This window comes from Formosa sejongensis (genome assembly GCF_033447105.1).
GTDB lineage: Bacteria > Bacteroidota > Bacteroidia > Flavobacteriales > Flavobacteriaceae > Formosa.
In genome coordinates, this window is sequence record NZ_JAWQUN010000007.1 from 33,323 (window position 1) to 59,379 (window position 26,057).

Genomic DNA, 26,057 nt, shown 5'->3' on the forward strand with positions numbered 1-26,057 from the left:
CTTTTTTTATGTCTAACTATTAGTAAACTTTATAAAGCTATTGTTAACTATAAATTATAATGTGATTTTTAATTGCAATAATTCAGTGTCTTGAGCGATATTTATCTGTGTAATTAAATATAAATTCACTTGTTTTGTATTAGAAATTTAACATCAACCAATATTATGAAAACGACACTTAGTGTTTGCTTTTTACTATTTAGTGCGATTATGTACTCCCAAGAAAACTTCTCAATAAGCGGAACTGTGAAAGATTTTGCTAACGGAGAATCTGTTTTTGGTGCTTCTGTATATTTAGAGAATTCGAGTAATGGTTCTATAACTAATGCCTACGGATTTTACTCCTTGTCTGCACCAAAAGGAAATTACACTCTTGTGGTTTCTTATATAGGATACGTCACAACTTATAAAGAAATTCTATTAGATGGAAATCAAAATGTGTCAATAGAATTGGAAGAAGATACCACTGCTTTAGATGAAGTTGTTATTACCGCAGATGAATCTGAAAAAGTAAATCTTCGAGATCCTCAGATGAGTGTTTCAGTACTTAAAAGTTCAACAATTAAAAAAATGCCAGCTGTTTTAGGTGAAGTAGATTTAATAAAATCAATACAATTGTTACCTGGTGTAACTAGTAACGGTGAAGGTTCTAACGGTTTTAATGTAAGGGGAGGAGCAACAGATCAGAACTTAGTGCTTTTAGATGAAGCTATTATTTTTAACGAATCTCACTTATTTGGTTTTTTCTCTATATTTAATGCCGATGTTGTTAAAGATGTGAAACTTTACAAAGGTAATATTCCATCTAATTATGGTGGTCGCGTATCTTCTGTGCTCGAAATACGTCAGAAAGATGGGAATAGTAAGGATTTTCATCTAACGGGCGGAATTGGCTTAATTTCAAGCCGACTTGCAGCAGAAGGGCCAATATTAAAGAATAAAGGATCTTTTATTGTTGCTGGACGTGCATCTTATGCACATCTGTTTTTAAAGTTCGCTCAGCAAGATAACACCGCTTACTTTTATGATTTAAATGCAAAGGGTAATTATGAAATCAATCAGAATAATAAATTGTATATATCAGGGTATTTCGGACGAGATATTTTAAATTTTTCTGATTCTTTTCAAAATTCATATGGGAATAGCACCTTTAATTTACGTTGGAATCATGTTTTTAATGATAAGCTTTTTTCAAATTTATCTTTAGTCTACAGTAAGTATAATTATGGATTAACTCTCGATTTTATAGGTTTAGATTGGGTGTCTGATATTAAAAATTTCAATGTTAAATACGATTTTAAATATTATCTAAATAATAGTACAGTTATAGATTTTGGAGTGAGTGGAATTAATTATGATTTTAATCCGGGAGAAGTTAAACCAACCGATGAAAGTTCTTCTATTAATGAAGATATTTTAGATAAAAAACGTGCTTTCGAGGGTGGTGCTTACGTGAATGTCGAACACAAATTTTCAGATGAATTAAACGTTCAGTTAGGATTGCGTTTTAGTTACTTTAATCGTTTAGGTGGGCAACCAATGGCAACTTATGAGAATGATTTGCCTGTGGTATATAATGAATCAATAGGGATTTATCAAGAAGGGGTTACAACAGGAGAAATCGATTATTCTAGAGGAGAATCTATAAAGACATTTTCGAATTTTGAACCACGTTTAGGGTTGGCTTACCAGTTAAATAAAACAGCTTCTGTAAAATTAGGGTTTTCTAGAGTCGCTCAATACCTGCATTTATTGTCGAATACAGCAAATGCAACGCCTTTAGATGTGTGGACACCTAGTGGAACATATATAGATCCCCAAATGGCAAATCAATATTCTGTGGGGTATTTTAAAGAGCTTACAAACGGATTATTTACAATAGAAACAGAAGCGTATTATAAAACGGTAGCAAACAGAATAGATTATATTGATGGTTCTAATTTAATAGCTAATAATAATATTGAAACCCAAATTTTAGAAGGCGAATCTAGAGCGTATGGATTAGAAATTTCATTGCGAAAAAACAGAGGCCGTTTAACAGGCTGGTTGGCATATACACTTTCTAAATCTGAACAAAAAACACCCGGTGGAAATGCTGGTGGTCCCGGAATTAATAAGGGTGAATGGTACGATACATCTTACGATAGAACACATGATATAACGTTAACAGGAGCATATGAGTTGTCAGAAAAATGGAGTTTTAGTAGTAATTTTATTTTTCAAACCGGTCGACCAACAACTTATCCTGTTGGGCAATACGAGTATGAAGATCTATCAATTCCAGTATACGATTTACGAAATGCAAACCGATTACCAGCTTACAACCGACTAGATCTTGCAGCGACTTTAACTCCCCAAAATAAGCCAAATGCAAAATGGAAAGGCGAGTGGGTGTTTAGTATTTATAATGTGTACGATCGTAAAAATGCGGCATCAATTTCCTTCGGACAAAATTTAGAAACCGGTGCAAATGAAGCGACACGAACTGCAATATTCGGAATTGTTCCTTCTGTAACTTATAATTTCAAATTTTAAATCATCATGAAAAACACTATATATATTTGTTTCGTTATTCTTTTTAGCTCGTTAATTTCATGTACGGATGTCGTAGATATTGAAGTTCCAACAGCAGCACCTAGACTTGTAATAGAAGCGTCTGTAGATTGGCAAAAAGAAACATTTGGAACACAGCAAACTATTAAGTTAAGTACAACAACTCCCTTTTTTGATACAGATTATCCGAATGCAGTAATTGGTGCTCAAGTTACAGTTACTAGAGAAAGAGATAATGCTTTGTATGTTTTCGAAGATCAATTAAATGGAGAGTATACAACAACAAACTTTGGAGCAGGTTTAAACGACATCTATACTTTAAATGTGATTTATGAAGATGAAACATTTACAGCTACAGAAACACTATTACCTACAACAGATATTACACGTGTAACTCAGTCCAGAAGTGAAGGGTTTTATCCTGATGTTTTAGAATTGAATGTCTATTTTGAAGATCCAGCAGATGAGACAAATTTTTATCTTTTAATTTTTCGTGAAGAAGGTGATTACTTTCCAACGATAACAACGGTATCTGATGAATATTTAAATGGAAATGAAATTCATGTGTTTTTTGAAAAAGAAGAGGATGATGGTGATGGAGAAGATTTTGAATTTGAACCTGGAGATACTGTAAGTGTAAATCTTTATAACATCTCTGAGGAGTATTATAATTTTATGCAGTTGTTAAATAGTCAATCAGGAAGTTCTGGAAATCCGTTTGCTCCAGCTCCTGTAGAAATTCGTGGTAATTGTATAAATATTACTGATGCTAATAATTATCCGTATGGTTTTTTTAGAGTTACAGAAACAGCTAAGGAAACGTATACTTTTGTGGATGATGGGGAGTGATATTTTACAGTAAAAAATATGCTTAAAAGTATTAATTTTTTGAACTTAGGGTTTAAAATTTAATGCTTTTTTTGTGTGCTGAGTTCAAAATTAAAAACGTTGTGAACTATTGTAATCAAAGGAAAAATAGTTAAAATAAATTTTATTTTTTTGAAAAATTAAAAATTTTAAAATTATGTAAAAAAATGAAATTATAAATTGAATTTTTTGAATATTAGCTAGTTGTCAGTATGTAGTGTTTTAATTAATCTTAGTGTCAAATCGAGCGGCGTCGAGATGGTATGTAATTATGTTAGAATTCGCTTAAACTGCCAATAACAAGTAGTCTGAATAAATACAGAAATATATAGAATTTATCTATTTTAATGAGTAGATCAAATTACTAAAAAAACATATACTTTTTGAGAAAGATTAATCAGCTATTTTTCTTTATTGAAACAGATAAACAGCAAAAATTGAAACCATAAAATAAATAGTAATATTCCTTGCGCCATCGAAATCTTTTGCGATGCGTTGCCCTATTAAAAATAGTAAAAGAATAACACATGAAATAATGGAACCGAGCAGTGAAAAATTGGTGTTTTTTCCTGCGATTAGTTCAAAAATACCTAAGCTACAAAATGCTGCAGCTAAGACTTCTAAGATGGTAATAATGACTAGTGTTATTGGAATTAACGGAAGTATAAAAGTTTCCGAAAAATGTGATTTTAAAAAAGAAATATTACCTTTCCAATCTGTGATTTTTTCAATAAAACTGATTAAAAAAGTAATGATTAAAAAAACAAGAATAAGCAGTTCCGCACTGTGATTTAAAATATGTTCCATTATGACTTAATCTTGTTTCGCGTGTAGTAATCGTGTTAGTTTTATCGATAAATCGGTTAAAACTATTTTCGAATTTCCGTTACGTTCTATATGATAAATGGCATCTTGAAGCGCTTCATAAATATCCATAATATTACCACTATGAATAAAAGGCGCGAATTTTTCTAATTTAAAAGTGGTCTTTGGTTCTAGATAAACCAATGCGTTTGCACCGTAATTTAAAAGCATCGCTTGACGAAAAAATTCCATACAAAAATGTAAAAATTGCTTTTGTGTTTCACGACCTGTTTTCGCAATTTCTTCACTCCAATTTACAATATCATGAATGGCTGCTTTATTCCCTTTTGCTTTAAAAGCGCTACGAACCCAAAGTACAAACCAATCTTCAAATTGAGTGTCTTCGGAATCGTGGTATACTAAATCGCAAGCCTTGTTGTAATTACCATTTGACTGATGAGCTATTTTTGTTGCTTCAGATTCTTTAATTTGGTAAGCTTTAACAAGAGCTTCTACAATTACATCTTCGGCAAGTATAGGGAAATGTAAAACTTGACAACGCGATCTTATCGTATTAATGATACTTTGTTCTTCTTCGGCAATTAAAATAAAAACAGTCTTGTTTGGCGGTTCTTCGATTAACTTCAATAATTTATTGGCTGCAGCAGCATTCATTTTTTCAGCCATCCAAATAATCATCACTTTATAGCCGCCTTCATACGCTTTTAAAGACAATGCTTTTACTATATCTTGGGCTTCGTCTACACCAATTTGTCCTTGTTTATTATCGACACCTAGCATTTTATACCAATCGAAAAGATTTCCGTAAGGTTGTTCTTTTAATAATTGGCGCCACTCCGTTAAAAAATGACTAGAAACAGGATGCGATTTTACACTTCCGGTAGTGGTTACTGGAAATGCAAAATGTAAATCTGGATGCGAAATGTTATTAAATTTTAGATTACAGGTTTCGTTTCCCGAATTGTTTTCGCCGTTGTTGTTTTTACACAAAATATATTGCGCATAGGCAATAGCTAGTGGTAATGTGCCACAACCTTCCGGGCCAACAAATAATTGAGCATGTGGAATACGACCATTATCTACACTTTGCGTTAAGTGATTTTTAATATGATCTTGACCTAATATATCTTTAAATAACATGTCGCAAAACTAAATATTTTTTAATTAAGGCTAAGAATTTTATGCGGTATACTTTTATTATGAAATTTAGATTTATCGGTATTTTAAGTAATGTAATCTCAATATTTTAAAAATCTTTTAAAATAGAAAACGTTTTCGTAAAAAAACACGTTTTAAAGCTGTTTATTATTGTTTACATTTGTAGAATAACATCAAAACTTTTTAGGATGAAAACACTTAATGATTTCAATTTTAATAATAAAAAAGCATTAATTAGAGTAGATTTTAATGTGCCTTTAGACGAGGATTTTAACGTAACAGATAACACAAGAATTGTATCTGCAAAACCTACAATTATTAAAATTTTAGAAGATGGCGGAAGCTGTGTATTAATGTCTCACTTAGGAAGACCAAAAGGTGTTCAAGCTGAATTTTCTTTAAAACATATTAGTGAAGAAGTTTCTAATGTATTAGGCGTAACTGTAAAAACGGTTTCAGACTGTGTAGGAGAGGAAGCAGAGAAAGCTGTTGCAGCTCTTCAGCCAGGAGAAGTTTTATTATTAGAAAATTTACGTTTTCACTCAGAAGAAACTGCTGGCGATTTAAAATTTGCTGAGCAACTTTCTAAATTAGGAGATATCTATGTAAATGATGCTTTTGGAACTGCGCATAGAGCTCATGCTTCAACAACTATAGTTGCTCAATTTTTTCCAGAGAAGAAATGTTTTGGTTATTTATTAGCTCAAGAAATTGAAAGTATTCAAAAAGTAATGGAAACTGGAGAAAAGCCAGTTTTAGCTATTTTAGGAGGCGCAAAAGTGTCTTCAAAAATTACAATTATTGAAAACATTTTAGATAAAGTAGATCACTTAATTATTGGTGGAGGTATGACATTTACTTTCGTTAAAGCTCAAGGTGGTAAAGTAGGAGATTCTATTTGTGAAGATGATAAAATGGAATTGGCTTTGGAAATTTTGAAAAAAGCTAAAGAGAAAAATGTACAAATACATATTCCTGTAGATGTTGTTGCTGCAAATGCATTTAGCAACGATGCAGAAACTCAAATTGTAGACGTAACTAAAATTCCTGATGGATGGCAAGGTTTAGATGCTGGTCCACAATCTATCGCAAACTTTAATAAAGTGGTTTTAGAATGTAAAACTATTTTATGGAATGGTCCTTTAGGTGTGTTTGAAATGCCAACCTTTGCAAAAGGAACTATCGCTTTAGGAGATTCTATTGCAGAAGCTACTAAAAATGGAGCCTTTTCTTTAGTTGGTGGAGGTGATTCTGTTGCTGCTGTTAAACAATTTGGTTTCGAAGATAAAGTGAGCTATGTAAGTACCGGTGGTGGTGCAATGTTAGAAAGTTTAGAAGGAAAAACTTTACCTGGTATTGCTGCTATTTTAGACTAGAGAATACTATTTTAAAAATGATAGTTTAAGAGTTTTGCAACTTTAACTTTCATTTTCAGTATAAAAATACGAATTTAGCCGGTTCCACGTTATATCCACTTAATGGTTTTATTGATGAAGCAACGACTAAATTCGTATTTTTTTTATTTTGCATTTTTACAAATCACTTGTTTTTATGCACAAGATTCACTCTCTGTAAAAGTGAATCAAGATCCCTTAGATGTAGTAGTAGTTACAGAACTATTAACTGAGGATATGTTGCTCTCCGGAGAAAAATATGTAGATACCATTATAGATGGTAAAACATATTATAAACATGAAATAAAACCCATAATTGATTCTCTAAGTTTAAAAAACATGGAAGACCATGCGTATTCTGCAATGGTCGATCAACTTTGGTTGCAAGAATTATATAACAATACACTATACGATTCTATTTACGAATCTGTTACAGAACTCACTTATGATGAAGTTGATTATCCAGAGTTAAATACAGACACGCTTAAAAAACGTTTAGAAGAGTTAAATGCCAAAACGCCTTTTAATGTAGAGTATAATCCAGCATTAGAAAGTGTAATTAAATCGTATTTAAAACGCCGAAGAAACTCGCTTCAAAAACTAATGGTTTTAAGTGAATATTACTTCCCGATGTTCGAGCGCGAATTAGATAATTACAATATTCCATTAGAAATAAAATATTTATCCATTGTAGAATCGGCTTTAAAGCCGAGAGCAAAATCTAGAGTTGGAGCTACAGGTTTGTGGCAATTTATGTATGCTACAGGAAAAAGTTACGGCTTAGATGTGAGTAGTTATGTCGACGAGCGTAGCGATCCGTTAAAATCTACTGAAGCAGCAGCAAAATATCTATCTAAATTATACAGTATTTTTGGCGATTGGGATTTGGCATTAGCAGCTTATAATTCAGGACCTGGAAATGTTACTAAAGCGATAAGACGTTCTGGTGGATATGAAAATTATTGGAATATCAGGAGTTATTTACCTCGTGAAACCGCAGGATATTTACCTGCTTTTTTAGCAACGATGTATATTTTTGAAAATGCTGAAGAATTAGGATTTTATAGATCTAAACCAGAATTTGCATATCTTGAAACAGATACGCTTCATGTGAAACAAATGATAACTCTAGATCAGGTTTCAGAACTTACAGGTGTTAATATTGAAGAACTTCAGTTTTTAAACCCTGCCTATAAATTAGATATTATTCCTTACATCCCAAAAGAGAATTATACATTGCGTTTACCTGTTCAGGCTATTGGGCCTTTTGTGGCTAACGAAGAACAGATTTATGCTTTTGCTAAAGCTGAATTTGACGAACGTGAAAAACCTTTACCTCAGTTTGAAGAATCGGAAACTAAAACGAGATATACTGTTAGGTCTGGAGACTATTTGGGACGAATAGCAAGAAAGTATAGTGTTAGGGTTAGCCAAATAAAACAGTGGAATGGGCTAAGAAGTAATGATTTAAAGATCGGACAACGTTTAACCATTTATCCAAGAAACTCTACTGCAGCACCTAAAACAACGACAGCAACTGTAGCAACTTCAACGGTATTACCTTCAGGGAAAAACACTTATATTGTTAAAAAAGGAGACTCATTATGGAGCATAGCACAAAAATATTCTGGGATTTCTGTTGATAATATAAAAGAATGGAACGATATTAGCGGTAGTGGTTTAAAACCAGGGATGACTCTAAAATTATCTAAAGGCTAATTTTTCTATTTAAAAACGAACATTATGCGTAAAATTCTATTTTTTGTATCAGCACTTTTGGTGCTTAGTGGCTGTAATGGTGACAAAAAACAAAAGATTTTGTCAGACTCTTCTGGAAATCTAAATAACCTATCTGTCGTGGTCGATAACGATTTATGGCAAGGAAAGGTTGGGGAGGCCATCCGAAACACAATGGCTGCACCTGTAGACGGTTTACCGCAAGACGAACCGCTATTCTCTTTAAGTCAAATTCCACCACAAGTTTTTAGCGGATTTGTTACAAAAAACAGAATAGTACTAAGAGTTGAAGTTGGCGAGAATAAAAAGCCTTCAGTTAAATTTGGTAAAAATATATATGCTATTCCTCAAAAAGTGGTAGTTGTTTCAGGAAAAACTCAAGATGAGGTTATCGCGCAATTAAACACAAATGCACCTAAGATTATAGAGGCTTTTAAGTCTCAAGAATTAAAAGAAAAGCAACGTCGGATTAAATTATCACTTCTTAAAATTGATACTATAGAAAAAGCACTAGGTATTAAAATGGAACTTCCATCGGCTTATAGAATAGCTGAAAAAGGGGATAATTTTTTCTGGTTAAGGAAAGACATTACAACTGGTACACAGAATATCATGGTATATGAGTTACCACTGAATGCACTTAAAGACAATGATAGTTTAGTCAATCAGATTATAAAAATAAGAGATTCTATAGGAAAAGTTCATATTCCTGGACCGGTAGAAGGTACGTTTATGATTACAGAGAAAGCATACGCTCCGTATTTATTTCATACCACTATAGATGATAAACCTACTATTGAAACAAAAGGTATTTGGGATGTGAAAAATGCTTTTATGTCTGGACCTTTTGTAAATTATATTATTGAAGATAAAGCAAATAATAGATTACTTGTTATTGAAGGATTTACCTTTGCACCTTCGGTAGAAAAACGAGATTATGTATCGGAACTCGATGCGATTATTAAATCTGTAAAAATAGATTAAGTAGCATTAAAATAATGTACAAAAAAAAAGCCAACAATTAATTGTTGGCTTTTTTGTATAACGAATATTTAACTATTCTTTCTTGTCTTTGTTTTCTCCTTCTTTCTCTTCTTCTTTAGAAGCGTCTTTAAACTCTTTAATTCCACTTCCTAATCCGCGCATAAGTTCAGGTATTTTTTTACCTCCAAAAAGTAATAAAACAATAACCACAATTAAGATAATTTGTGGAGCACCAATAACTAAAAATATTCCTAAAGAAATCATATTATTATGAGTTTAAAAAACAAAGGTAATAATTAATGTTTAATATTAATGCTATTATAATAACTTTAGGAAAACATAAAGCATTCATGAAATTAATTTCTTTAATTTTGTTCTTAAGATGAATCAAAAGAAACCTAAAAAGAAAAAAATTACAAAGAAGTTACTTCATAAGTACCGACTAGTTATCTTAAATGAAGACACTTTTGAAGAGCGTTTATCATTTAAACTTACGCGCTTAAATGTATTTGTTGTACTCTCGTTTTTAAGTATATTTTTAATTGCAGCAACAACCATTTTTATTGCATTTACACCATTACGAGAATATATTCCAGGGTATTCTTCTTCAGCATTAAAAAAATCGGCCACAGAATTGCATTATAGAACAGATTCGTTACAACAAGTGTTACATGAAAATGAACAGTTTTATGCTTCTATTAAAAAAGTACTAGAAGGCGATATTTCTACAGTCGATATTAATAAAGATTCCATTATTGCAGCCACAAAGTATGAAGCTAGTCAAGTAGATTTAAGTCCGACAAAAGCAGATTCTTTATTAAGAGACAAAGTAGATAAAGAGGATAAATATAATCTTTTCGATTCGGCGACTTCTGCTGTTAACTTTGTGTTATTTCCACCAGTAAGTGGAGAAATTAGTGAATCTTACAGTGTAAAAGATAAACATTATGCTGTAGATATTGTTGTAGCTAAAGACACGCCAATAAAGGCTACTGCCGACGGTCGTGTTATTTTTGCAGAATGGACTTCACAAACCGGTTTTGTTATTATTGTAGAACATAGTTATGGATTAATATCTGTGTATAAACACAATGCATCTTTAACAAAAGAACAAGGAGATTTAGTAAAAGCGGGGGAAGTTATTGCAACAGCAGGAGACTCTGGCGAGTATACCACGGGACCACATTTACATTTTGAATTATGGAGTGATGGATATCCTATTAATCCAATTAATTTTATCGATTTTAAACCATGATGTCTATAAAAGCAGCATTGGCAAAACCGTTTGCCAAATACATATCTTACACTGTCCAAAAATGGGCAAATAATCCTTTTGAAACCCAAGAAAAAGTATTTCAAAATTTAATTTCTGAAGCACGTTTTACACAGTTTGGAAAAGATCACGATTTTCAAAATATAAAGACTTTTGAAGATTTTATAAATCAAGTTCCTGTTCGAGATTATGAAGATTTAAAACCATACGTTTTAAAAGTTGTAGAAGGTGAAGAAAACATCCTTTGGAAAGGGAAACCGCTTTACTTTGCTAAAACGTCTGGTACTACATCTGGTGCTAAATATATACCGATTACAAAAGAAAGTATGCCTACGCATATCGAAGCGGCAAGAAATGCCATTTTATTATATATAAACGAAACAGGAAATTCAAGTTTTGTCGATGGAAAAATGATTTTCCTTCAAGGAAGTCCGATTTTGGAAATGAAAAACGGCGTTAACCTTGGACGATTATCAGGGATTGTAGCGCATTATGTGCCTAAATATCTTCAAAAAAACAGATTACCAAGTTGGGAAACGAATTGTATTGAAGATTGGGAAACTAAAGTTGATGCTGTTGTAGATGAAACGCTGCCAGAGGATATGACCATTATTTCTGGAATTCCGTCTTGGGTACAAATGTATTTTGAGAAACTTCAAAGTAGAACAGGAAAACCGGTTGGTGAAGTGTTTAAGAATTTTAATTTATTCATTTTTGGAGGTGTAAATTACGAACCATATCGCGCTAAATTTGAGAAATTAATAGGAAGAAAAGTTGATAGTATAGAACTTTACCCAGCAAGTGAGGGGTTTTTTGCCTATCAAGATAAGCAGAATGAAAAAGGGATGCTATTGCAATTAAATTCAGGAATTTTCTATGAATTTATAAGAGCCGATGAATTTTTTGAAAAAGAACCAAAACGGATCACTATTAAGGATGTTGAGTTAGAAGTAAATTACGTGATGATTATCTCGACGACGGCAGGATTGTGGGCTTATAATATAGGAGATACCGTTGCATTTACATCTTTAAAACCTTTTCGTATTATTGTTTCAGGGAGAATAAAACATTTTATTTCTGCTTTTGGCGAACATGTTATTGGTAAAGAAGTAGAACAGGCTATGAAAGAAGCTACACAAAACACAGATATTCGTATTTCTGAATTTACTGTAGCACCACAAATAACTCCAGAGTCAGGGTTGCCTTTTCATGAATGGTTTGTCGAGTTTGAAAACGAACCAGAGAATATTCAAGAATTAATACATAGTTTAGATGAATCTCTTCAAAAACAAAATAGCTATTACTACGATTTAATTGTTGGAAAAGTGCTTCAACCTTTAAAAATAACTTCGATTAAAAAAGACGGATTTCAAAACTATATGAAATCAATTGGAAAATTAGGTGGTCAAAATAAAATTCCTAGATTATCTAACGACCGAAAAATAGCAGATACGCTATATACCTTAAAAGTAACTAAATAGTGTTATATTTGCACGCAAATCATTTGTATGGGTAACAAAAAACATCACGAAAGAACGCGGGCTCAAGAGAGTTCTGGCGCAATAGAGCGCATGTATATTACAATGAGGCATTTGTTTAATCGTGGATTTTACAAACCCATGGGGATTTCTGGCGAAACGTTAAGAGAGGCTTTATTGCTTTTAAGACCAGAAATTTATGGTTCTGTTGGAGACGAGAAAGCCGAATTAGATGGATTGTTATATATAATTGACAGACTTCCTATTGGTATAGAAGAATGTCGTTATATTAATTTAACAAGCGATGAAGGCTATGCCGATTCTCATTTTCAAGCGATTATTCCTCCAAAAAGACGTCGTAATTGTTACCGTATTGACGATGACCAGATGAATATTGAAATCACTCGTGGTCGTTCAGAAATTTACGATATTCTAACCCATCTTACCTTTCTTTTTATTGAATCTCATAAAATCAGTAAACGTGTTATTATCGATGATGAAGGCACAACGACTAGAGATTGGTTAAAACTTGAAAAAGTAGTTCTAGATAATGAAGAATTATCACAACAAGAACGTGAAATAGCTATTACGTATACCGCAAATATTTTAGGAAGAACTTTTAATGAAATCACTGATATTTACAATCAGTTTTCTACTCCAGGTCGTCCAGAACGTTTGTTACACATTGTGTATTGGTTAGGGAAATTAGCGATAGAAGAAGTTTTAAATAACGATAAACGTACAGTTAGTTTCAGCCCGATGTTACGCGAACGCTTAGGACATCATATTCATGGTGAAATCTGGGCGAATAACATAAAACAGGTGCTTTATAAAAATAATTTATTAGACCGTCCAATTCATGTTATAAGCGCGAATATGCACAGTGTAATGAATACACTTTTTGCACCAAACGCTTTAAAACCTTTAGTTTCAAAAAAGGATGTTTTTGAGGTGTATGAAGCTATTAGTCATAAAGATAATAAGGTGCTTCGCAATAAAGTAAACAAAGAAGCGTTGCAAAGAGGGATGATTTTTATAGAAGATACATCTGGAACTAATATTGATGTTCAAATTTTTGATACCGAGAAAATAGATTTTTCTAAAATAGATATCGCTTCAGACCAAACGAAATTACAGAAAGAAAAACCTGTGATTTTAGTAATGGATTACGCTTTTGGAGAACAAGCTTACGAAACTATAGACGAACTTTTAAAACCTTATAAAATTGAAGGTAAAAAAGTGCATTTAAACGTAGAGTCGCTTTCTATAATGGGTAAGGCTGGAATTTTAGAAGGAGGAAAAGGAGATATTATGATTCCTTCTGCTCATATTTTTGAAGGTACAGCAGATAACTATCCATTAAATAACGAATTAAAAAAATCTGATTTAGAAGGTCATGGTATAGATGTTTTTGAAGGTACTATGATTACCGTTTTAGGAACATCTCTTCAAAATAAAGATATTTTAAAATTCTTTTATAATTCGTCATGGAATGTTATTGGCTTAGAAATGGAAGGTGCGCATTACCAAAAAGCTATTCAGTCTGCTTCTAAAGTGAGAGGAAATATCTCTCCAAATGTAAAAGTAAGATATGCCTATTATGCTAGTGATAATCCATTAGAAACAGGAGGAACGTTAGCTTCTGGAGGTTTAGGAACCAGTGGTGTTAAACCAACATATTTAATAACCAGAACCATATTACAACAAATATTTAACTAATATAAATGAACACAAACTTACCAGAGAATTCTAATTCTAATCTGCCTCAAAAACAACAAAACACGACAGATGAAGTCGATTTAATAGTGTTGTTTAACTATATTGGAAAAGGATTTTCTAATTTTTTTAAATTTATTGGAAGTTTATTTAAGTCTTTGTTTAAAGGTTTAATTTATGCTTTAAAACCTGTTATAAAATACGCTAAAATTATTATTTTAGTTATGGTAGTATTTGCTATTGCTGGTTATTTTTTAGAAAAAAACAAGCCTGTAGTTTACAGTTCAACTATGTTGGTAAAACCATATTATGAATCCAAATTTCAGCTTATAAATAACATTGGTTATTATAATTCGCTTCTAGGAAATGCTGATTACAAAGTATTATCTAACATTTTTCAGATAGATACAATAACGGCTAAAAATATTAAAAGTTTTGAAGTGAAAAAAGGACCGGAAACGGAAACAGATTTAATATTAGAATACGAAGAATTTTTACAATCTACAGATTCTGCAACGGCAAGCAATTTTACTTATGAAAAGTATTTAGAAGGTAGAGATATGTATTCTTCAAAAATATTTGAAATTAAAGTTGAAGCTCTTAAAAATAATATTTTTCAAGATTTAGAAGCGGGTTTAAACACAACTTTTGAGAATAAATATTCTCAGACATTGATGGATAAAAGGAATAAATTATATGTTATTGAAAAAGATAATATAAATTCATCTTTAGTTAAAATAGATTCTTTACAGAAAGTTTATATTTCGGTTTTAGAAGCAGAGTCTAAATCGCAATCAAGAAAAGGAATGACAATAGGAGATGGTTTATCTTTCGAAAAGGATAAATCTGTAACTAAAGAATACGAACTGTTTAATAGGGAGGTGGAGTTAAGAAATCAATTAGTGAGACTTGAAGCAGAAAAATTAAATGAAGACACGCTTTTTGATGTTATTTCGGGGTTTCAGAGCGTAGGAAATAAAGTATCAAAAATTCAACAAAAATATATGCTTATACTACCAATACTAGCATTTTTAGTATTGTATTTAATATTCACTGTATCAAAAACCATTAAATTTATAAAGAATTATGAAGGATAAGACTTCAATTTTAGTAACAGGAGGAGCTGGGTTTATCGGCTCTAATTTTATTCCTTATTTTTTAGAAGAAAATAAAGATATTCATGTCGTAAACTTAGATAAACTGACTTATGCTGGTGACTTAGCGAATGTAAGTGAAGTTGAAAACAATTCTAATTATACCTTCGTTCAAGGTGATATTTGTGATCGTAATTTAATTGAAGAATTATTTGAAAAACACAAATTTTCAGGGGTTATTCATTTTGCTGCAGAATCTCACGTTGATAATTCTATTAAAAATCCAGATGCTTTTATGCAGACGAATATTTTTGGTACATTTAATTTAATTGATGTTGCTAAAAAATATTGGATGAACGGACCCTTCGAATTTAAAGAAGGTTGCGAGAATAATAAATTTCACCATATTTCAACAGATGAGGTATATGGAACATTAGGAGAGACAGGTTTATTTTTAGAGTCTACACCTTATGCTCCAAATAGCCCATATAGTGCTTCAAAAGCATCTTCAGATTTTGTTGTCAGAAGTTATTTCCATACTTATGGAATGAATGTTTTAACGACCAATTGTTCAAACAACTATGGTCCGAAACAACACGACGAGAAATTAATTCCAACAATTATTAGAAAAGCAATTTCTGGTGAAAACATTCCAATTTACGGAGATGGAAAAAATATTCGTGACTGGTTGTATGTTTTAGATCATTGTAAAGGAATTGCTTTAGTTTATAAAACTGGAGAGTTCGGTGAAACTTATAATATTGGAGGAAGAAATGAGCGTGATAATATGTATATAGTAAATACTATTTGTGGTATTTTAGATACTATTTTCCCTAAAGACAAACCATATGCAGACCAAATTACGTTTGTAAAAGATCGTGCAGGGCATGACTTCCGTTATGCAATTGATGCTTCAAAATTAGAGAATGAATTAGGTTGGAAAGCTGATGAAAATTTTGAAACAGGTATCAAGAAAACAATAGAATGGTATATTAATAAATACAAAAACTAAGATGAAAGGAATTATTCTAGCAGGAGGATCAGGAACAAGATTACATCCCTTAACATTATCAGTAAGTAAGCAATTAATGCCTATTTACGATAAACCAATGATTTATTATCCGCTTTCAACTTTGATGTATGCAGGTATTAATGAGGTGTTAATCATCTCAACCCCTAAAGATTTACCATTGTTTAAAGATTTATTGGGCGATGGAGAAAAGTTCGGATGTAAATTCGAATATGCTGTACAAGATGCACCTAATGGTTTAGCAGAGGCTTTTATTATTGGTTCAGATTTTATTGGAGACGATAAAGTAGCTTTAATTTTAGGAGATAATATTTTCTACGGAACAGGTTTAGGAAAATTATTACAAGAGAATAATGATCCTGATGGTGGTATTATTTATGCTTATCGTGTGCATGATCCAGAACGTTATGGTGTTGTAGATTTTGATGAAAATGGACAAGCAATTTCTATTGAAGAAAAGCCAGAGCATCCAAAATCTAATTATGCAGTTCCAGGTATTTATTTTTATGATAATTCAGTAGTTGAGATTGCTAAAAATATAGCACCAAGTCATAGAGGTGAATTAGAAATTACCGATGTTAATAAAGTATATTTAGAACAAGGAAATCTTAAAGTGAGTATTCTTGATAGAGGAACAGCTTGGTTAGATACAGGTACGTTCCAATCGCTTATGCAGGCATCTCAATTTGTTGAGGTTTTAGAAGAGCGTCAAGGATTAAAAATTGGTTCTATTGAAGCCGCCGCATACGAAATGGGATATATTAATGCAGAACAATTCGAAGCTTTAGCTCAACCATTATTAAAAAGTGGTTACGGTAGAAATTTATTAGGATTATTAAATAAATAATTAATTAATGACTGTTACAGAAACTAAATTAAAAGATTGTTTCATTTTAGAACCACAAGTTTTTGGTGATAAAAGAGGCTATTTTTTAGAATCATACAATGCAGAAACGTTTAAGAAATTAACGAATCAAGATGTAACATTTGTTCAAGACAACGAATCGTTTTCTTCTAGAGGTGTTTTAAGAGGACTTCATTACCAATTAGGAGAACATGCACAAGCTAAATTAGTTCGCGTGGTTAAAGGTGAGGTTTTAGACGTTGCAGTAGATATTAGAAAAGGCTCTCCAACTTTTGGTCAGCATGTTGCAGTAAATTTAACTGAAGAGAATAAAAAACAATTATTCGTGCCTCGTGGATTTGCTCATGGTTTTGTAGTTTTAAGTGAAACAGCAATTTTTTCTTATAAATGTGATAATTTTTATAATAAAGCTTCAGAAGGTGGAATTATTTATAATGACAAGACAATAAATATTGATTGGCAAATTGATGAAAGCGAGATGATGATATCAGAAAAAGATATCATTTTACCTTCATTTGAAAAAGCTTCATTATGATGAAAATTTTAGTTACCGGGGGAAACGGACAATTAGCGGCAAGTATTAAAGATGTTAGTAAAGATGAAAATCAACTACAGTTTATATATACAGATTCAGAAAATTTAGATATTACAAACCAGGACTCTGTTAATGATTTCTTTCATAATAACGACTTAGATTTCTGTATTAATTGTGCAGCATATACCGCAGTAGATAAAGCTGAATCTGATATCGAATTAGCTCGTAAAGTAAATAAAGACGGTGCAAAACATTTAGCCATTGCTTGTAAAGCTAATGGTGTTAAATTAATTCATGTGTCTACAGATTTTGTTTTTGATGGAAAATCTACAACAGTTTATTCAGAATTAGATGCCGCAGAACCTCTTGGAGTTTATGGATTAACAAAATTAGAGGGAGAGCTAGATATTCAAAACAATTTAGATTCTTATTTTATTTTAAGAACATCTTGGTTGTATTCAGAGCATGCTAATAATTTTATGAAAACCATGCTACGTTTAGCAGCAACTAGACCAGAATTAAATGTAGTTGCAGATCAGATTGGTACACCAACTTATGCAACAGATTTGGCTTCTGTGATTTTGAACATCATAAACGTTAATAGTACTAATTATGGCTTATACCATTATAGTAACGAAGGTGTCGCTAGTTGGTATGATTTTGCAGATGCCATATTTGAAATTGCGGATACAAAAACAAAAGTTTTTCCTATTAAGACAGAAGCTTATCCTACACCAGCTGCACGTCCGCAGTTTAGTGTTATGGATAAATCAAAAATAAAAGAAGTTTTTAAGATTGATATACCGCATTGGAGAGTCAGTTTAAAAAAAGCAATTAAAAATTTATAGATGAATGCAAGTTTAAAAACCGCTATTGAAGCGTCCTTAAAAGCAGGAGAAGTTATTATGCAAGTGTATGATACCGCTTTTAATGTGGAATTAAAAGATGATAAATCGCCATTAACCGAAGCTGATAAAAAAGCAAATGATGTGATTAATTCATTTTTAATTCCGACTGAAATTCCAATCATTAGTGAAGAAAACAAGCAAACAGATTTTTCTGTTAGAAAAAATTGGGAAACCTGTTGGATTGTAGACCCTGTAGATGGGACTAAAGAATTTATAAAACGTAATGGTGAATTTACTGTAAATATAGCGCTTGTAACTAACGGCAAACCTGTTTTGGGTGTTATTTATGTACCAGCTGTAAAGACGTTATATTATGCTGATGTCACAAAAAATGAAGGTTTTAAAGTTGAATTAAAAGATCATAATACATCCTTAGATTACATTTTAGAACATGCTGAAGCATTACAACCTAAAAGTGCAGATTCAAATCCAGTTGAAGTTGTAGGAAGTCGCTCGCATATGAGTCAGGATACTTTAGATTTTGTCGAAACTTTAAAGGGTAATGGCAAAGAAGTGGAAATTGTTTCAAAAGGAAGTTCATTAAAATTTTGCTTGGTTGCAGAAGGTAATGCAGATGTTTATCCAAGATTCGCTCCAACAATGGAATGGGATACTGCTGCAGGTCAGGCAATTTGTAATGCTGTTGGGATTGAAGTCATTTCAAAAGAAACAAATAGTTCTTTATTATACAACAAAGAAAATTTATTAAATCCTTATTTCCTAGTTAGTCTATAGGATAATTGTTTTTATTGAAAAAATGTTTACTTTTGTCAATGTTAAACATGTAGACATAGTCTAAAGAAAAATGAAAGATACCTCACATAAGAGACATATTGCAAAAGCTATCACTTGGCGTATAGTAGGGACTTTAGATACCATTTTGTTATCTTGGTTAATATCTGGAGATCCGTTAACAGGTCTTAAAATTGGATTAGCAGAAATTACAACCAAAATGATTTTATACTATTTACACGAACGTGTATGGTTTAAAGTTGACATGGAGGAAAGTAATAAGCGACATATTTTAAAAACAATTACTTGGCGTGTTGTAGGAACAATGGATACCATGACATTGGCTTGGTTAATCTCTGGAGATCCCATGATAGGGTTAAAAGTAGGAGGAGCTGAAGTCGTAACTAAAATGCTTTTTTATTATTTACATGAAAAAGCTTGGTATAAAATTAATTTCGGATTAAACAAAGATAAACGTCATACTCACGAATTATGAAAGAGAATATTATACCTCACGATTATCAGATATCCCGAGAAGATAGAGAGAAGTTAAATCAGCATAATTCGTTTTTAATGTGGTTTACAGGACTTTCAGGATCAGGTAAATCTACAATTGCGAATGTAGTTGAACAGAAATTGTTTGAGAAAGGAATAAAAACCTATACCTTAGACGGAGATAATATTCGTAAGGGAATCAATAACGATTTAACATTTGCTCCAGAAGATCGAACGGAAAATATCCGTAGAATAGCTGAAATTTCAAATCTAATGATAGATGCTGGTGTTGTTACTTTAGCGGCATTTGTTTCTCCTTATAAAGATGATAGATTAAATATTAAGACTATCGTTAAAGATGATAACTTTGTTGAAATTTACATTAATACTAGCGTAGAGGAATGCGAACGTCGAGACACAAAAGGTCTTTATAAAAAAGCTAGAGCAGGAGAAATTAAAAATATGACAGGAATTTCGGCACCTTACGAGGCGCCAGAAAATCCGGATATCGAAATAAAAACGGAAGAAGTATCTGTCGAGGATGCAGCAAACAGAATAGTAGAATATATATTACCTAAATTAAAATTATTGAGCAATGAGCAGTAATAAGTATTATTTAAATTATTTAGATGAATTAGAGAGTGAAGCTATCTATATCTTAAGAGAAGTGTGGGCTCAATTTCAAAATCCAGTAATTTTATTTTCTGGAGGGAAAGACTCTATTGTTTTAACGCATTTGGCAAAAAAAGCGTTTTACCCTTCAAAAATACCATTCCCTTTGATGCACGTCGATACGGGCCATAACTTCCCTGAAACGATTCAATTTAGAGATGATATTATTAAAGAGTTAGGAGTAAACTTAATTGTAGGTTCTGTTCAAGAATCTATTGATGATGGTAGAGTTGCTGAAGAAAAAGGTAAAAATGCCACACGTAACGCCCTTCAAATTACAACGCTTTTAGATGCTATTGAATCTAATAAAGTAGATTGTGCTATTGGTGGTGGTCGTCGTGACGAAGAAAAAGCGAGAGCTAAAGAACGTTTCTTTTCACATAGAGATGATTTCGGACAATGGGATCCAAAAAACCAACGTCCAGAATTATGGAACATTTTAAACGGTAAATATTTTGAAGGTGAGCATTTTAGAGCTTTCCCAATAAGTAACTGGACAGAAATGGACGTTTGGAATTATATTAAACGCGAGAATATTGCGATTCCTTCATTGTATTATGCACATGACCGTGAAGTGGTTTGGCGACAAGATACATGGATTCCTAATTCAGAATTTTTAGTTCTTGAAGAGCATGAAGAAGTGGTAACAAAGAAAATACGATTTAGAACATTAGGAGATATTACCATTACAGGTGGTATTGAATCTGAAGCTGATACTTTAGCTAAAATTGCCGATGAAGTTGCCGGAATGCGTCAAACAGAACGTGGTAACAGAAGTGATGATAAGCGTTCGGAATCTGCGATGGAAGACAGAAAACGTCAAGGCTACTTTTAATCAATTCTCCAATCAATTTAAGAAACAAGTATTATGTTAGATAATAATCAATTATTACGATTCACAACAGCTGGGAGTGTAGATGACGGAAAAAGTACCTTAATTGGCCGTTTATTATACGATTCAAAATCTATTTTCGAGGATCAGTTACAAGCAATAGAAAATACAAGTAAGAAAAAAGGTCATGCAGGTGTCGATTTAGCGTTATTTACAGACGGTTTAAAAGACGAGCGTGAACAAGGAATAACAATAGATGTTGCATATAGATATTTTACGACACCAAAGCGTAAATTCATTATAGCAGATACTCCAGGACATATTCAATATACACGAAATATGGTTACAGGAGCTTCAACAGCAAATGTAGCAACGATATTAATAGATGCAAGACATGGTGTTATAGAGCAAACAAAGCGTCATGCATTTATTGCCTCTTTATTAAATATACCACATGTCATCGTGTGTGTAAACAAGATGGATCTTGTAGATTATTCAGAAGAGGTGTTCAATAATATTGTATCTCAATTCGAGCAAATTTCATCTAAAATGCTAATTAGAGATGTTAGATTTATTCCTATGAGTGCATTAGATGGAGATAATGTTGTAAACCGTTCGGAGAATATGCCTTGGTACCAAGGTTCTCCTATGTTATATATGTTAGAGACCATGCATATTAGTAGTGATATTAATAAAGTTGATGCTCGTTTTCCTGTACAAACTGTATTAAGACCACAGAATGATTCTCACAGAGATTACCGTGGTTATGCAGGTCGTGTTGCTAGTGGCGTACTACGTGTAGGTGACGAAATTACTGTTATGCCTTCTGGGTTTACTTCTAAAATAAAAGGAATTAATTTAAACGATCAGGAATTAACAGAAGCTTTTGCTCCGCAGTCTGTATCTATTCAATTAGAAGATGATATTGATATTGGAAGAGGAGACATGATTGTGCGTTCTAATAATAAGCCAGAAGCATCTCAGGACATCGAAGTGATGTTATGTTGGTTAAATAGTACTGGGGCAAAACCACGTACAAAATACACTATAAAACATACATCTAACGATCAGAAAGCAATGATTAAAGAAGTTGTTTATAAAATAGACATTGAAAGTTTAAATCGTGTTGAAGGTGATGATGTTCTTAACATGAATGACATTGCAAAAGTTAAGATAAGAACAACTAAACCATTAATGATAGATTCTTATAGAGAAAATAGAATGACAGGAAGTATTGTTTTGGTAGATGATTCTACAAATGAAACAGTTGCCGCAGGTATGATTGTTTAGAATAATAAAAATTAATTCCAACATGGAAATTTAACTAAGGATAAGCTATTTTTGCTTATCCTTAGTTTTTTTATAATAAAAACTATTATAAAATGTTATTCCATAGACTAGGATGTTATAAATATAGAATACTACAATTTTTATTTTTGGATTAATCGGAAATGGTATGAATTTGAAATCATTTAAAAAAGATTTGTAGTTGTAGCTTTTAACTCTTAATTCTATAATTAGATTAATTAAATATATGAAACGAATTATTTTAGTATTGGCTTTAATGGCGTTTTCTTGTAAAGACAAACCTGTTGAAAACAAAAATATTAAATCTATTGAAATGGATTCCTATTTAACCGTAGTTATCAACGCCAAGGTATTAGAAAATGATAAGTTTGAAGTCTATTTTTCTGAAGATATATTAAATCAGTATCATGTTGAAGATAAAATTGAAAAACACGTAATTGGAGATACAGAATTTCAAGATATTTCATTTCAACTACCCGAAAGAATATACCCAATTAAATTAAGAATTGATATTGGGTCTAGTGAGGTTGAATCTCCAATAGAGATTAGAAAAATAACGTTATCGACTACAGCCAAAAGTAAATCATTCGAAGGTCCAGAATTGAATACTTTTTTTAAAACCAATAAATTTATAGAACACGAAGAATCTAATAATATTTATAATAGAATTTCTATAGATGGAGTGTATGACCCCTTTATGGTCACTATAAATATTAATGATATAGTTACTAACCTATTTAATGAAGATAATGTCGAGTAAGTTTAAAATATTAGATTGTACTTTAAGAGACGGAGGGTATTACACCAATTGGGATTTCAATAAAGAACTTGTTGAAGACTACTGTCGGACTATGGAGGCCCTTCCCATTGAATATGTAGAAATAGGTTATAGAAGCATATCGTTAGAGGGGTATTTAGGTGAATATTTTTATTGCCCAGAATACGTTATGGAGAGCTTAAAATCCTTCATGCCATCAAAAAAATTAGTAATAATTTTAGATGAAAAAAATATTCGTCCAGAGCATTTAAAAGATTTATTAGAGCCATGTAAACCATATATTTCTATGGTAAGAATGGCTATCGATCCTAAAAATTTTGAACGTGCAATTGTTTTAGCAAAAGGGGTTAAAGCAATGGGTTTTGAGGTTGCTTTTAACGTTATGTATATGTCCAGTTGGAAAGAAGATTCTTCTTTCCTAAATTTATTAGAAGGATTGGAGACTACAATAGATTTCTTTTATATGGTTGATTCTTTTGGAGGTATTTTACCCGAAGATGTAATAGAAATTATTGATTTAGTGAAGTCTAAAACCAATGTTCCTTTAGGATTCCATGGACACGATAACTTGGAAATGGCATTAATTAATACGTTAACAGCTATAGAAAATGACTGTGTACTTGTTGATGGTACTATAACAGGAATGGGTAGAGGTGCAGGGAATTTAAGAACAGAACTCCTTTTAACATATTTAAATTCTAAGAAAATATTACATGTAGATTTTACAAAGTTAAGCCCTATTGTAAATGAATTTGAATCGTTAAAAAGCCATTATAAATGGGGAACAAGTTTACCTTATATGTTTTCAGGAGCATTTTCGTTACCACAGAAACAAGTAATGGAATGGGTAGGAATGAACAGGTACCCTATAGGAAATATTGTAAATGCATTAAATAATCAAAAAGATTCTTTGCAAGACAATATTAAACTACCTCTTTTAGAACGAAAAGACATTTTTAATTCCGCAGTAATTTTAGGTGGAGGATCATCTGCAAAATCTCACAGTATAGCTATAAAGAAACTTGCTGCAACGAGTTCTAATTTATGCATTATACATGCAGGTGCACGTAATGCAAGCACGTATTTAGATGTTACAAATAAACAGTATTTTGCTTTGGCTGGTTTCGAAAGTGAAAAACTTTTAAAGAGTATAGGAGATGATTTTTCAAAATTAGAAGAGACTTGTGTCTATCCTCCTTTTCCTAGATATATGGGGACTATTATTCCTAAGGAAATAGAATCTGTTTCGGTTGAATTAGAATCTATTAGCTTTACTAACGCATCGTCTGATTCTCCTTTAGTAATCGGAATTCAAATCGCTTTAGATTTGGGTATTAAAAACATATTTTTAGCTGGTTTCGATGGCTACGATACCGCTTTAGATAGCACTCAGTTTGGTTTGGCTCAAGAAAATCAAAATATTATTAATGATGCAATAAAACTTGAAGGCGTTAATATCTCGTCAATTACACCAACAAAATATAAGAATTTAAAAGTAACATCAATTTATAGTATAATATAATGATTACAGCATTTTTACCATGTAGAGCTGGAAGTGAAAGAGTTCCAGAAAAAAACACAAAATTGTTTTCCGGTATTAAAGGTGGTCTACTTGCCGTAAAATTAAATCAACTTTTACAAACACCATTAATAAATCGTATTGTCGTTTCTACAAATGATCAAGAAGTTATTGATATTGCGAAAAATATAGATAGTAATATTATTATAGACAGACGGCCGGAACATCTTGCTACATCTGCAACAAGCACAGATGAGTTAATAAACTATGTCCCTGATATTATAAAAGAAGGTCATGTATTATGGACGCATGTAACTTCGCCTTTCTTAACTAATGATGTGTACGAAAAAGCAATATTAAAATATTTAGAAGAGATTGAAATTGGTACGTTTGATAGTTTAATGACGGTTAATAAAATTCAATCTTTTTTATGGAATGATAAAGGGAGTGTAAATTATGATCGGGAAGTCGAAAAATGGCCAAGAACACAAACCATATCAGAATTGTATGAAATAAATAGTGGTATATTTTTAAACTCTGTCGACAATTATAATAAATATGGAGATAGAATAGGGCAAAACCCCTTTATGTTTAAAAGTGAAGGTTATGCGTCGTTCGATATTGATTGGCCACATGATTTTAAGTTAGGTGAAATGATTTATAAAACCCTAAATGGATTATGATTAAAAATATACTTTGGGATTTCGATGGTGTTATTTTAGACTCTATGGAAGTGCGGGATTTTGGTTTTAAAGAGATTTTTAAACCCTTTAGTGACACAGATGTTGAGCGTTTAATTACCTATCATAGAATAAACGGAGGTCTGTCTCGCTATGTTAAAATTCGATATTTTTATGAAGAGATTTTAAATCAAAATATATCTGATGATGTGGTTACATTTTATGCAAACAAATTCTCAGAGATAATGCGTAAAGAATTGACTAACCCAAATAATCTGATTTCAGATAGTTTAAATTATATCAAAAGTCAATATCAAAATTATAATTTTCATATCGTTTCAGGTTCAGACCAAAATGAATTAAGATTCTTATGTGATGAATTGGGGATTTCAAAATATTTTCAAACTATTCACGGTTCTCCTACACCAAAAAAGTTATTAGTAGAACATTTATTAGCTAAATATAATTATGCAATAGAAGAGACGTGTTTAATCGGTGATTCTGTAAACGATTATGAGGCAGCAATGGATAATAAGATTGAGTTTTACGGTTATAATAATGACTTGTTAAAAGAAGATCATTCTTATATAAACACATTCAAAGAATTTAATTTATAATTTAGGT

The 26,057-nt window shown here is 31.7% G+C and carries 25 protein-coding genes; 22 read left to right on the forward strand and 3 right to left on the reverse strand.

The window, feature by feature from the left end:
- The first annotated feature begins 165 nt into the window (after positions 1-165).
- Entirely contained in the window at positions 166-2,535 is a 2,370-nt protein-coding gene (locus R6X41_RS09125) for a TonB-dependent receptor (protein WP_318499502.1), read from the forward strand.
- Positions 2,536-2,541: 6 nt separating this feature from the next.
- The gene (locus R6X41_RS09130; RefSeq protein ID WP_318499504.1) at positions 2,542-3,402 is read left to right on the forward strand and encodes a DUF4249 domain-containing protein; all 861 of its coding nucleotides are present in this window, start codon (positions 2,542-2,544) and stop codon (positions 3,400-3,402) included.
- 429 nt (positions 3,403-3,831) lie between these two features.
- Here the strand turns inward: R6X41_RS09130 and R6X41_RS09135 are convergent, their stop codons facing one another.
- On the reverse strand, positions 3,832-4,227 hold the full coding sequence (locus tag R6X41_RS09135; RefSeq protein WP_318499505.1) for a DoxX family protein: 396 nt from the start codon (positions 4,225-4,227) through the stop codon (positions 3,832-3,834).
- 6 nt (positions 4,228-4,233) lie between these two features.
- Positions 4,234-5,385, reverse strand: a complete 1,152-nt coding sequence (gene holB / locus R6X41_RS09140) for a DNA polymerase III subunit delta' (protein WP_318499507.1) — start codon at positions 5,383-5,385, stop codon at positions 4,234-4,236.
- 206 nt (positions 5,386-5,591) lie between these two features.
- Here holB and R6X41_RS09145 point away from each other — a divergent pair, with 206 nt between their 5' ends.
- The 3 genes from R6X41_RS09145 to R6X41_RS09155 all read left to right on the forward strand — a co-directional run bounded on the left by R6X41_RS09145 (position 5,592) and on the right by R6X41_RS09155 (position 9,518).
- Positions 5,592-6,779, forward strand: coding sequence for a phosphoglycerate kinase (locus R6X41_RS09145; RefSeq protein ID WP_318499509.1), 1,188 nt, complete (start codon positions 5,592-5,594; stop codon positions 6,777-6,779).
- Positions 6,780-6,893: 114 nt separating this feature from the next.
- Entirely contained in the window at positions 6,894-8,516 is a 1,623-nt protein-coding gene (locus tag R6X41_RS09150; RefSeq protein WP_318499511.1) for a LysM peptidoglycan-binding domain-containing protein, read from the forward strand.
- 24 nt (positions 8,517-8,540) lie between these two features.
- Complete coding sequence (locus tag R6X41_RS09155) at positions 8,541-9,518, forward strand: DUF4837 family protein (RefSeq protein WP_318499513.1); 978 nt, start codon at positions 8,541-8,543, stop codon at positions 9,516-9,518.
- 72 nt (positions 9,519-9,590) lie between these two features.
- On the opposite strand, the gene tatA is transcribed toward R6X41_RS09155, so the two are convergent.
- Positions 9,591-9,782 carry a twin-arginine translocase TatA/TatE family subunit gene (gene tatA / locus R6X41_RS09160; RefSeq protein ID WP_318499515.1) on the reverse strand — a complete coding sequence of 64 codons (192 nt, stop codon included), beginning with the start codon at positions 9,780-9,782 and terminating at the stop codon, positions 9,591-9,593.
- Positions 9,783-9,900: 118 nt separating this feature from the next.
- On the opposite strand from tatA, the gene R6X41_RS09165 reads away from it, so the two are divergent.
- The 17 genes from R6X41_RS09165 (at position 9,901) to R6X41_RS09245 (ending at position 26,050) form a co-directional block, all read left to right on the forward strand.
- Positions 9,901-10,773, forward strand: a complete 873-nt coding sequence (locus tag R6X41_RS09165) for a M23 family metallopeptidase (RefSeq protein ID WP_318499516.1) — start codon at positions 9,901-9,903, stop codon at positions 10,771-10,773.
- Positions 10,770-12,272 carry a GH3 family acyl-acid amido synthetase gene (locus R6X41_RS09170; protein ID WP_318499518.1) on the forward strand — a complete coding sequence of 501 codons (1,503 nt, stop codon included), beginning with the start codon at positions 10,770-10,772 and terminating at the stop codon, positions 12,270-12,272. Before R6X41_RS09165 ends, R6X41_RS09170 begins: the two co-directional genes overlap by 4 nt.
- A gap of 27 nt (positions 12,273-12,299) precedes the next feature.
- A complete protein-coding gene (locus R6X41_RS09175; RefSeq protein ID WP_318499520.1) occupies positions 12,300-13,988 on the forward strand; it encodes a DUF6909 family protein in 1,689 nt (562 codons plus the stop codon).
- Between the two features lie 5 nt (positions 13,989-13,993).
- Positions 13,994-15,082, forward strand: coding sequence for a hypothetical protein (locus R6X41_RS09180; RefSeq protein WP_318499522.1), 1,089 nt, complete (start codon positions 13,994-13,996; stop codon positions 15,080-15,082).
- Positions 15,072-16,091: a dTDP-glucose 4,6-dehydratase gene (rfbB, locus tag R6X41_RS09185; RefSeq protein ID WP_318499525.1), complete on the forward strand. Its 1,020-nt coding sequence runs from the start codon at positions 15,072-15,074 to the stop codon at positions 16,089-16,091. The genes R6X41_RS09180 and rfbB overlap by 11 nt, the downstream gene beginning before the upstream one ends.
- Position 16,092: 1 nt before the next feature.
- A complete protein-coding gene (gene rfbA, locus R6X41_RS09190) occupies positions 16,093-16,956 on the forward strand; it encodes a glucose-1-phosphate thymidylyltransferase RfbA (RefSeq protein ID WP_318499527.1) in 864 nt (287 codons plus the stop codon).
- Between the two features lie 7 nt (positions 16,957-16,963).
- The gene (gene rfbC, locus R6X41_RS09195; protein ID WP_318499529.1) at positions 16,964-17,509 is read left to right on the forward strand and encodes a dTDP-4-dehydrorhamnose 3,5-epimerase; all 546 of its coding nucleotides are present in this window, start codon (positions 16,964-16,966) and stop codon (positions 17,507-17,509) included.
- A complete protein-coding gene (gene rfbD / locus R6X41_RS09200; RefSeq protein ID WP_318499531.1) occupies positions 17,506-18,357 on the forward strand; it encodes a dTDP-4-dehydrorhamnose reductase in 852 nt (283 codons plus the stop codon). The genes rfbC and rfbD overlap by 4 nt, the downstream gene beginning before the upstream one ends.
- On the forward strand, positions 18,358-19,152 hold the full coding sequence (gene cysQ / locus R6X41_RS09205; RefSeq protein ID WP_318499533.1) for a 3'(2'),5'-bisphosphate nucleotidase CysQ: 795 nt from the start codon (positions 18,358-18,360) through the stop codon (positions 19,150-19,152).
- Positions 19,153-19,222: 70 nt separating this feature from the next.
- A complete protein-coding gene (locus R6X41_RS09210) occupies positions 19,223-19,645 on the forward strand; it encodes a DUF2061 domain-containing protein (protein WP_318499535.1) in 423 nt (140 codons plus the stop codon).
- Positions 19,642-20,250, forward strand: a complete 609-nt coding sequence (cysC, locus tag R6X41_RS09215; RefSeq protein WP_318499537.1) for an adenylyl-sulfate kinase — start codon at positions 19,642-19,644, stop codon at positions 20,248-20,250. The genes R6X41_RS09210 and cysC overlap by 4 nt, the downstream gene beginning before the upstream one ends.
- Positions 20,240-21,151, forward strand: a complete 912-nt coding sequence (gene cysD, locus R6X41_RS09220) for a sulfate adenylyltransferase subunit CysD (RefSeq protein ID WP_318499539.1) — start codon at positions 20,240-20,242, stop codon at positions 21,149-21,151. The genes cysC and cysD overlap by 11 nt, the downstream gene beginning before the upstream one ends.
- A 30-nt stretch (positions 21,152-21,181) precedes the next feature.
- Positions 21,182-22,438 (forward strand): sulfate adenylyltransferase subunit 1, encoded by a 1,257-nt coding sequence (locus tag R6X41_RS09225; RefSeq protein ID WP_318499809.1) that lies wholly within the window; start codon positions 21,182-21,184, stop codon positions 22,436-22,438.
- Positions 22,439-22,682: 244 nt separating this feature from the next.
- Complete coding sequence (locus R6X41_RS09230) at positions 22,683-23,216, forward strand: hypothetical protein (protein WP_318499541.1); 534 nt, start codon at positions 22,683-22,685, stop codon at positions 23,214-23,216.
- A complete protein-coding gene (locus tag R6X41_RS09235) occupies positions 23,206-24,756 on the forward strand; it encodes an aldolase catalytic domain-containing protein (RefSeq protein ID WP_318499543.1) in 1,551 nt (516 codons plus the stop codon). Before R6X41_RS09230 ends, R6X41_RS09235 begins: the two co-directional genes overlap by 11 nt.
- A complete protein-coding gene (locus tag R6X41_RS09240; RefSeq protein WP_318499545.1) occupies positions 24,756-25,436 on the forward strand; it encodes an acylneuraminate cytidylyltransferase family protein in 681 nt (226 codons plus the stop codon). Before R6X41_RS09235 ends, R6X41_RS09240 begins: the two co-directional genes overlap by 1 nt.
- Positions 25,433-26,050 (forward strand): HAD family hydrolase, encoded by a 618-nt coding sequence (locus R6X41_RS09245; protein ID WP_318499547.1) that lies wholly within the window; start codon positions 25,433-25,435, stop codon positions 26,048-26,050. Before R6X41_RS09240 ends, R6X41_RS09245 begins: the two co-directional genes overlap by 4 nt.
- Positions 26,051-26,057 lie beyond the last annotated feature (7 nt).

What these genes read in the sequence shown, in the direction of transcription:
- R6X41_RS09125 (WP_318499502.1), top strand. Translation starts at nt 166, where the DNA reads ATGAAAACGACACTTAGTGTTTGCTTTTTACTATTTAGTGCGATTATG.
- R6X41_RS09130 (WP_318499504.1), top strand. Translation starts at nt 2,542, where the DNA reads ATGAAAAACACTATATATATTTGTTTCGTTATTCTTTTTAGCTCGTTA.
- R6X41_RS09135 (WP_318499505.1), bottom strand. Translation starts at nt 4,227, where the DNA reads ATGGAACATATTTTAAATCACAGTGCGGAACTGCTTATTCTTGTTTTT.
- holB (WP_318499507.1), bottom strand. Translation starts at nt 5,385, where the DNA reads ATGTTATTTAAAGATATATTAGGTCAAGATCATATTAAAAATCACTTA.
- R6X41_RS09145 (WP_318499509.1), top strand. Translation starts at nt 5,592, where the DNA reads ATGAAAACACTTAATGATTTCAATTTTAATAATAAAAAAGCATTAATT.
- R6X41_RS09150 (WP_318499511.1), top strand. Translation starts at nt 6,894, where the DNA reads ATGAAGCAACGACTAAATTCGTATTTTTTTTATTTTGCATTTTTACAA.
- R6X41_RS09155 (WP_318499513.1), top strand. Translation starts at nt 8,541, where the DNA reads ATGCGTAAAATTCTATTTTTTGTATCAGCACTTTTGGTGCTTAGTGGC.
- tatA (WP_318499515.1), bottom strand. Translation starts at nt 9,782, where the DNA reads ATGATTTCTTTAGGAATATTTTTAGTTATTGGTGCTCCACAAATTATC.
- R6X41_RS09165 (WP_318499516.1), top strand. Translation starts at nt 9,901, where the DNA reads ATGAATCAAAAGAAACCTAAAAAGAAAAAAATTACAAAGAAGTTACTT.
- R6X41_RS09170 (WP_318499518.1), top strand. Translation starts at nt 10,770, where the DNA reads ATGATGTCTATAAAAGCAGCATTGGCAAAACCGTTTGCCAAATACATA.
- R6X41_RS09175 (WP_318499520.1), top strand. Translation starts at nt 12,300, where the DNA reads ATGGGTAACAAAAAACATCACGAAAGAACGCGGGCTCAAGAGAGTTCT.
- R6X41_RS09180 (WP_318499522.1), top strand. Translation starts at nt 13,994, where the DNA reads ATGAACACAAACTTACCAGAGAATTCTAATTCTAATCTGCCTCAAAAA.
- rfbB (WP_318499525.1), top strand. Translation starts at nt 15,072, where the DNA reads ATGAAGGATAAGACTTCAATTTTAGTAACAGGAGGAGCTGGGTTTATC.
- rfbA (WP_318499527.1), top strand. Translation starts at nt 16,093, where the DNA reads ATGAAAGGAATTATTCTAGCAGGAGGATCAGGAACAAGATTACATCCC.
- rfbC (WP_318499529.1), top strand. Translation starts at nt 16,964, where the DNA reads ATGACTGTTACAGAAACTAAATTAAAAGATTGTTTCATTTTAGAACCA.
- rfbD (WP_318499531.1), top strand. Translation starts at nt 17,506, where the DNA reads ATGATGAAAATTTTAGTTACCGGGGGAAACGGACAATTAGCGGCAAGT.
- cysQ (WP_318499533.1), top strand. Translation starts at nt 18,358, where the DNA reads ATGAATGCAAGTTTAAAAACCGCTATTGAAGCGTCCTTAAAAGCAGGA.
- R6X41_RS09210 (WP_318499535.1), top strand. Translation starts at nt 19,223, where the DNA reads ATGAAAGATACCTCACATAAGAGACATATTGCAAAAGCTATCACTTGG.
- cysC (WP_318499537.1), top strand. Translation starts at nt 19,642, where the DNA reads ATGAAAGAGAATATTATACCTCACGATTATCAGATATCCCGAGAAGAT.
- cysD (WP_318499539.1), top strand. Translation starts at nt 20,240, where the DNA reads ATGAGCAGTAATAAGTATTATTTAAATTATTTAGATGAATTAGAGAGT.
- R6X41_RS09230 (WP_318499541.1), top strand. Translation starts at nt 22,683, where the DNA reads ATGAAACGAATTATTTTAGTATTGGCTTTAATGGCGTTTTCTTGTAAA.
- R6X41_RS09235 (WP_318499543.1), top strand. Translation starts at nt 23,206, where the DNA reads ATGTCGAGTAAGTTTAAAATATTAGATTGTACTTTAAGAGACGGAGGG.
- R6X41_RS09240 (WP_318499545.1), top strand. Translation starts at nt 24,756, where the DNA reads ATGATTACAGCATTTTTACCATGTAGAGCTGGAAGTGAAAGAGTTCCA.
- R6X41_RS09245 (WP_318499547.1), top strand. Translation starts at nt 25,433, where the DNA reads ATGATTAAAAATATACTTTGGGATTTCGATGGTGTTATTTTAGACTCT.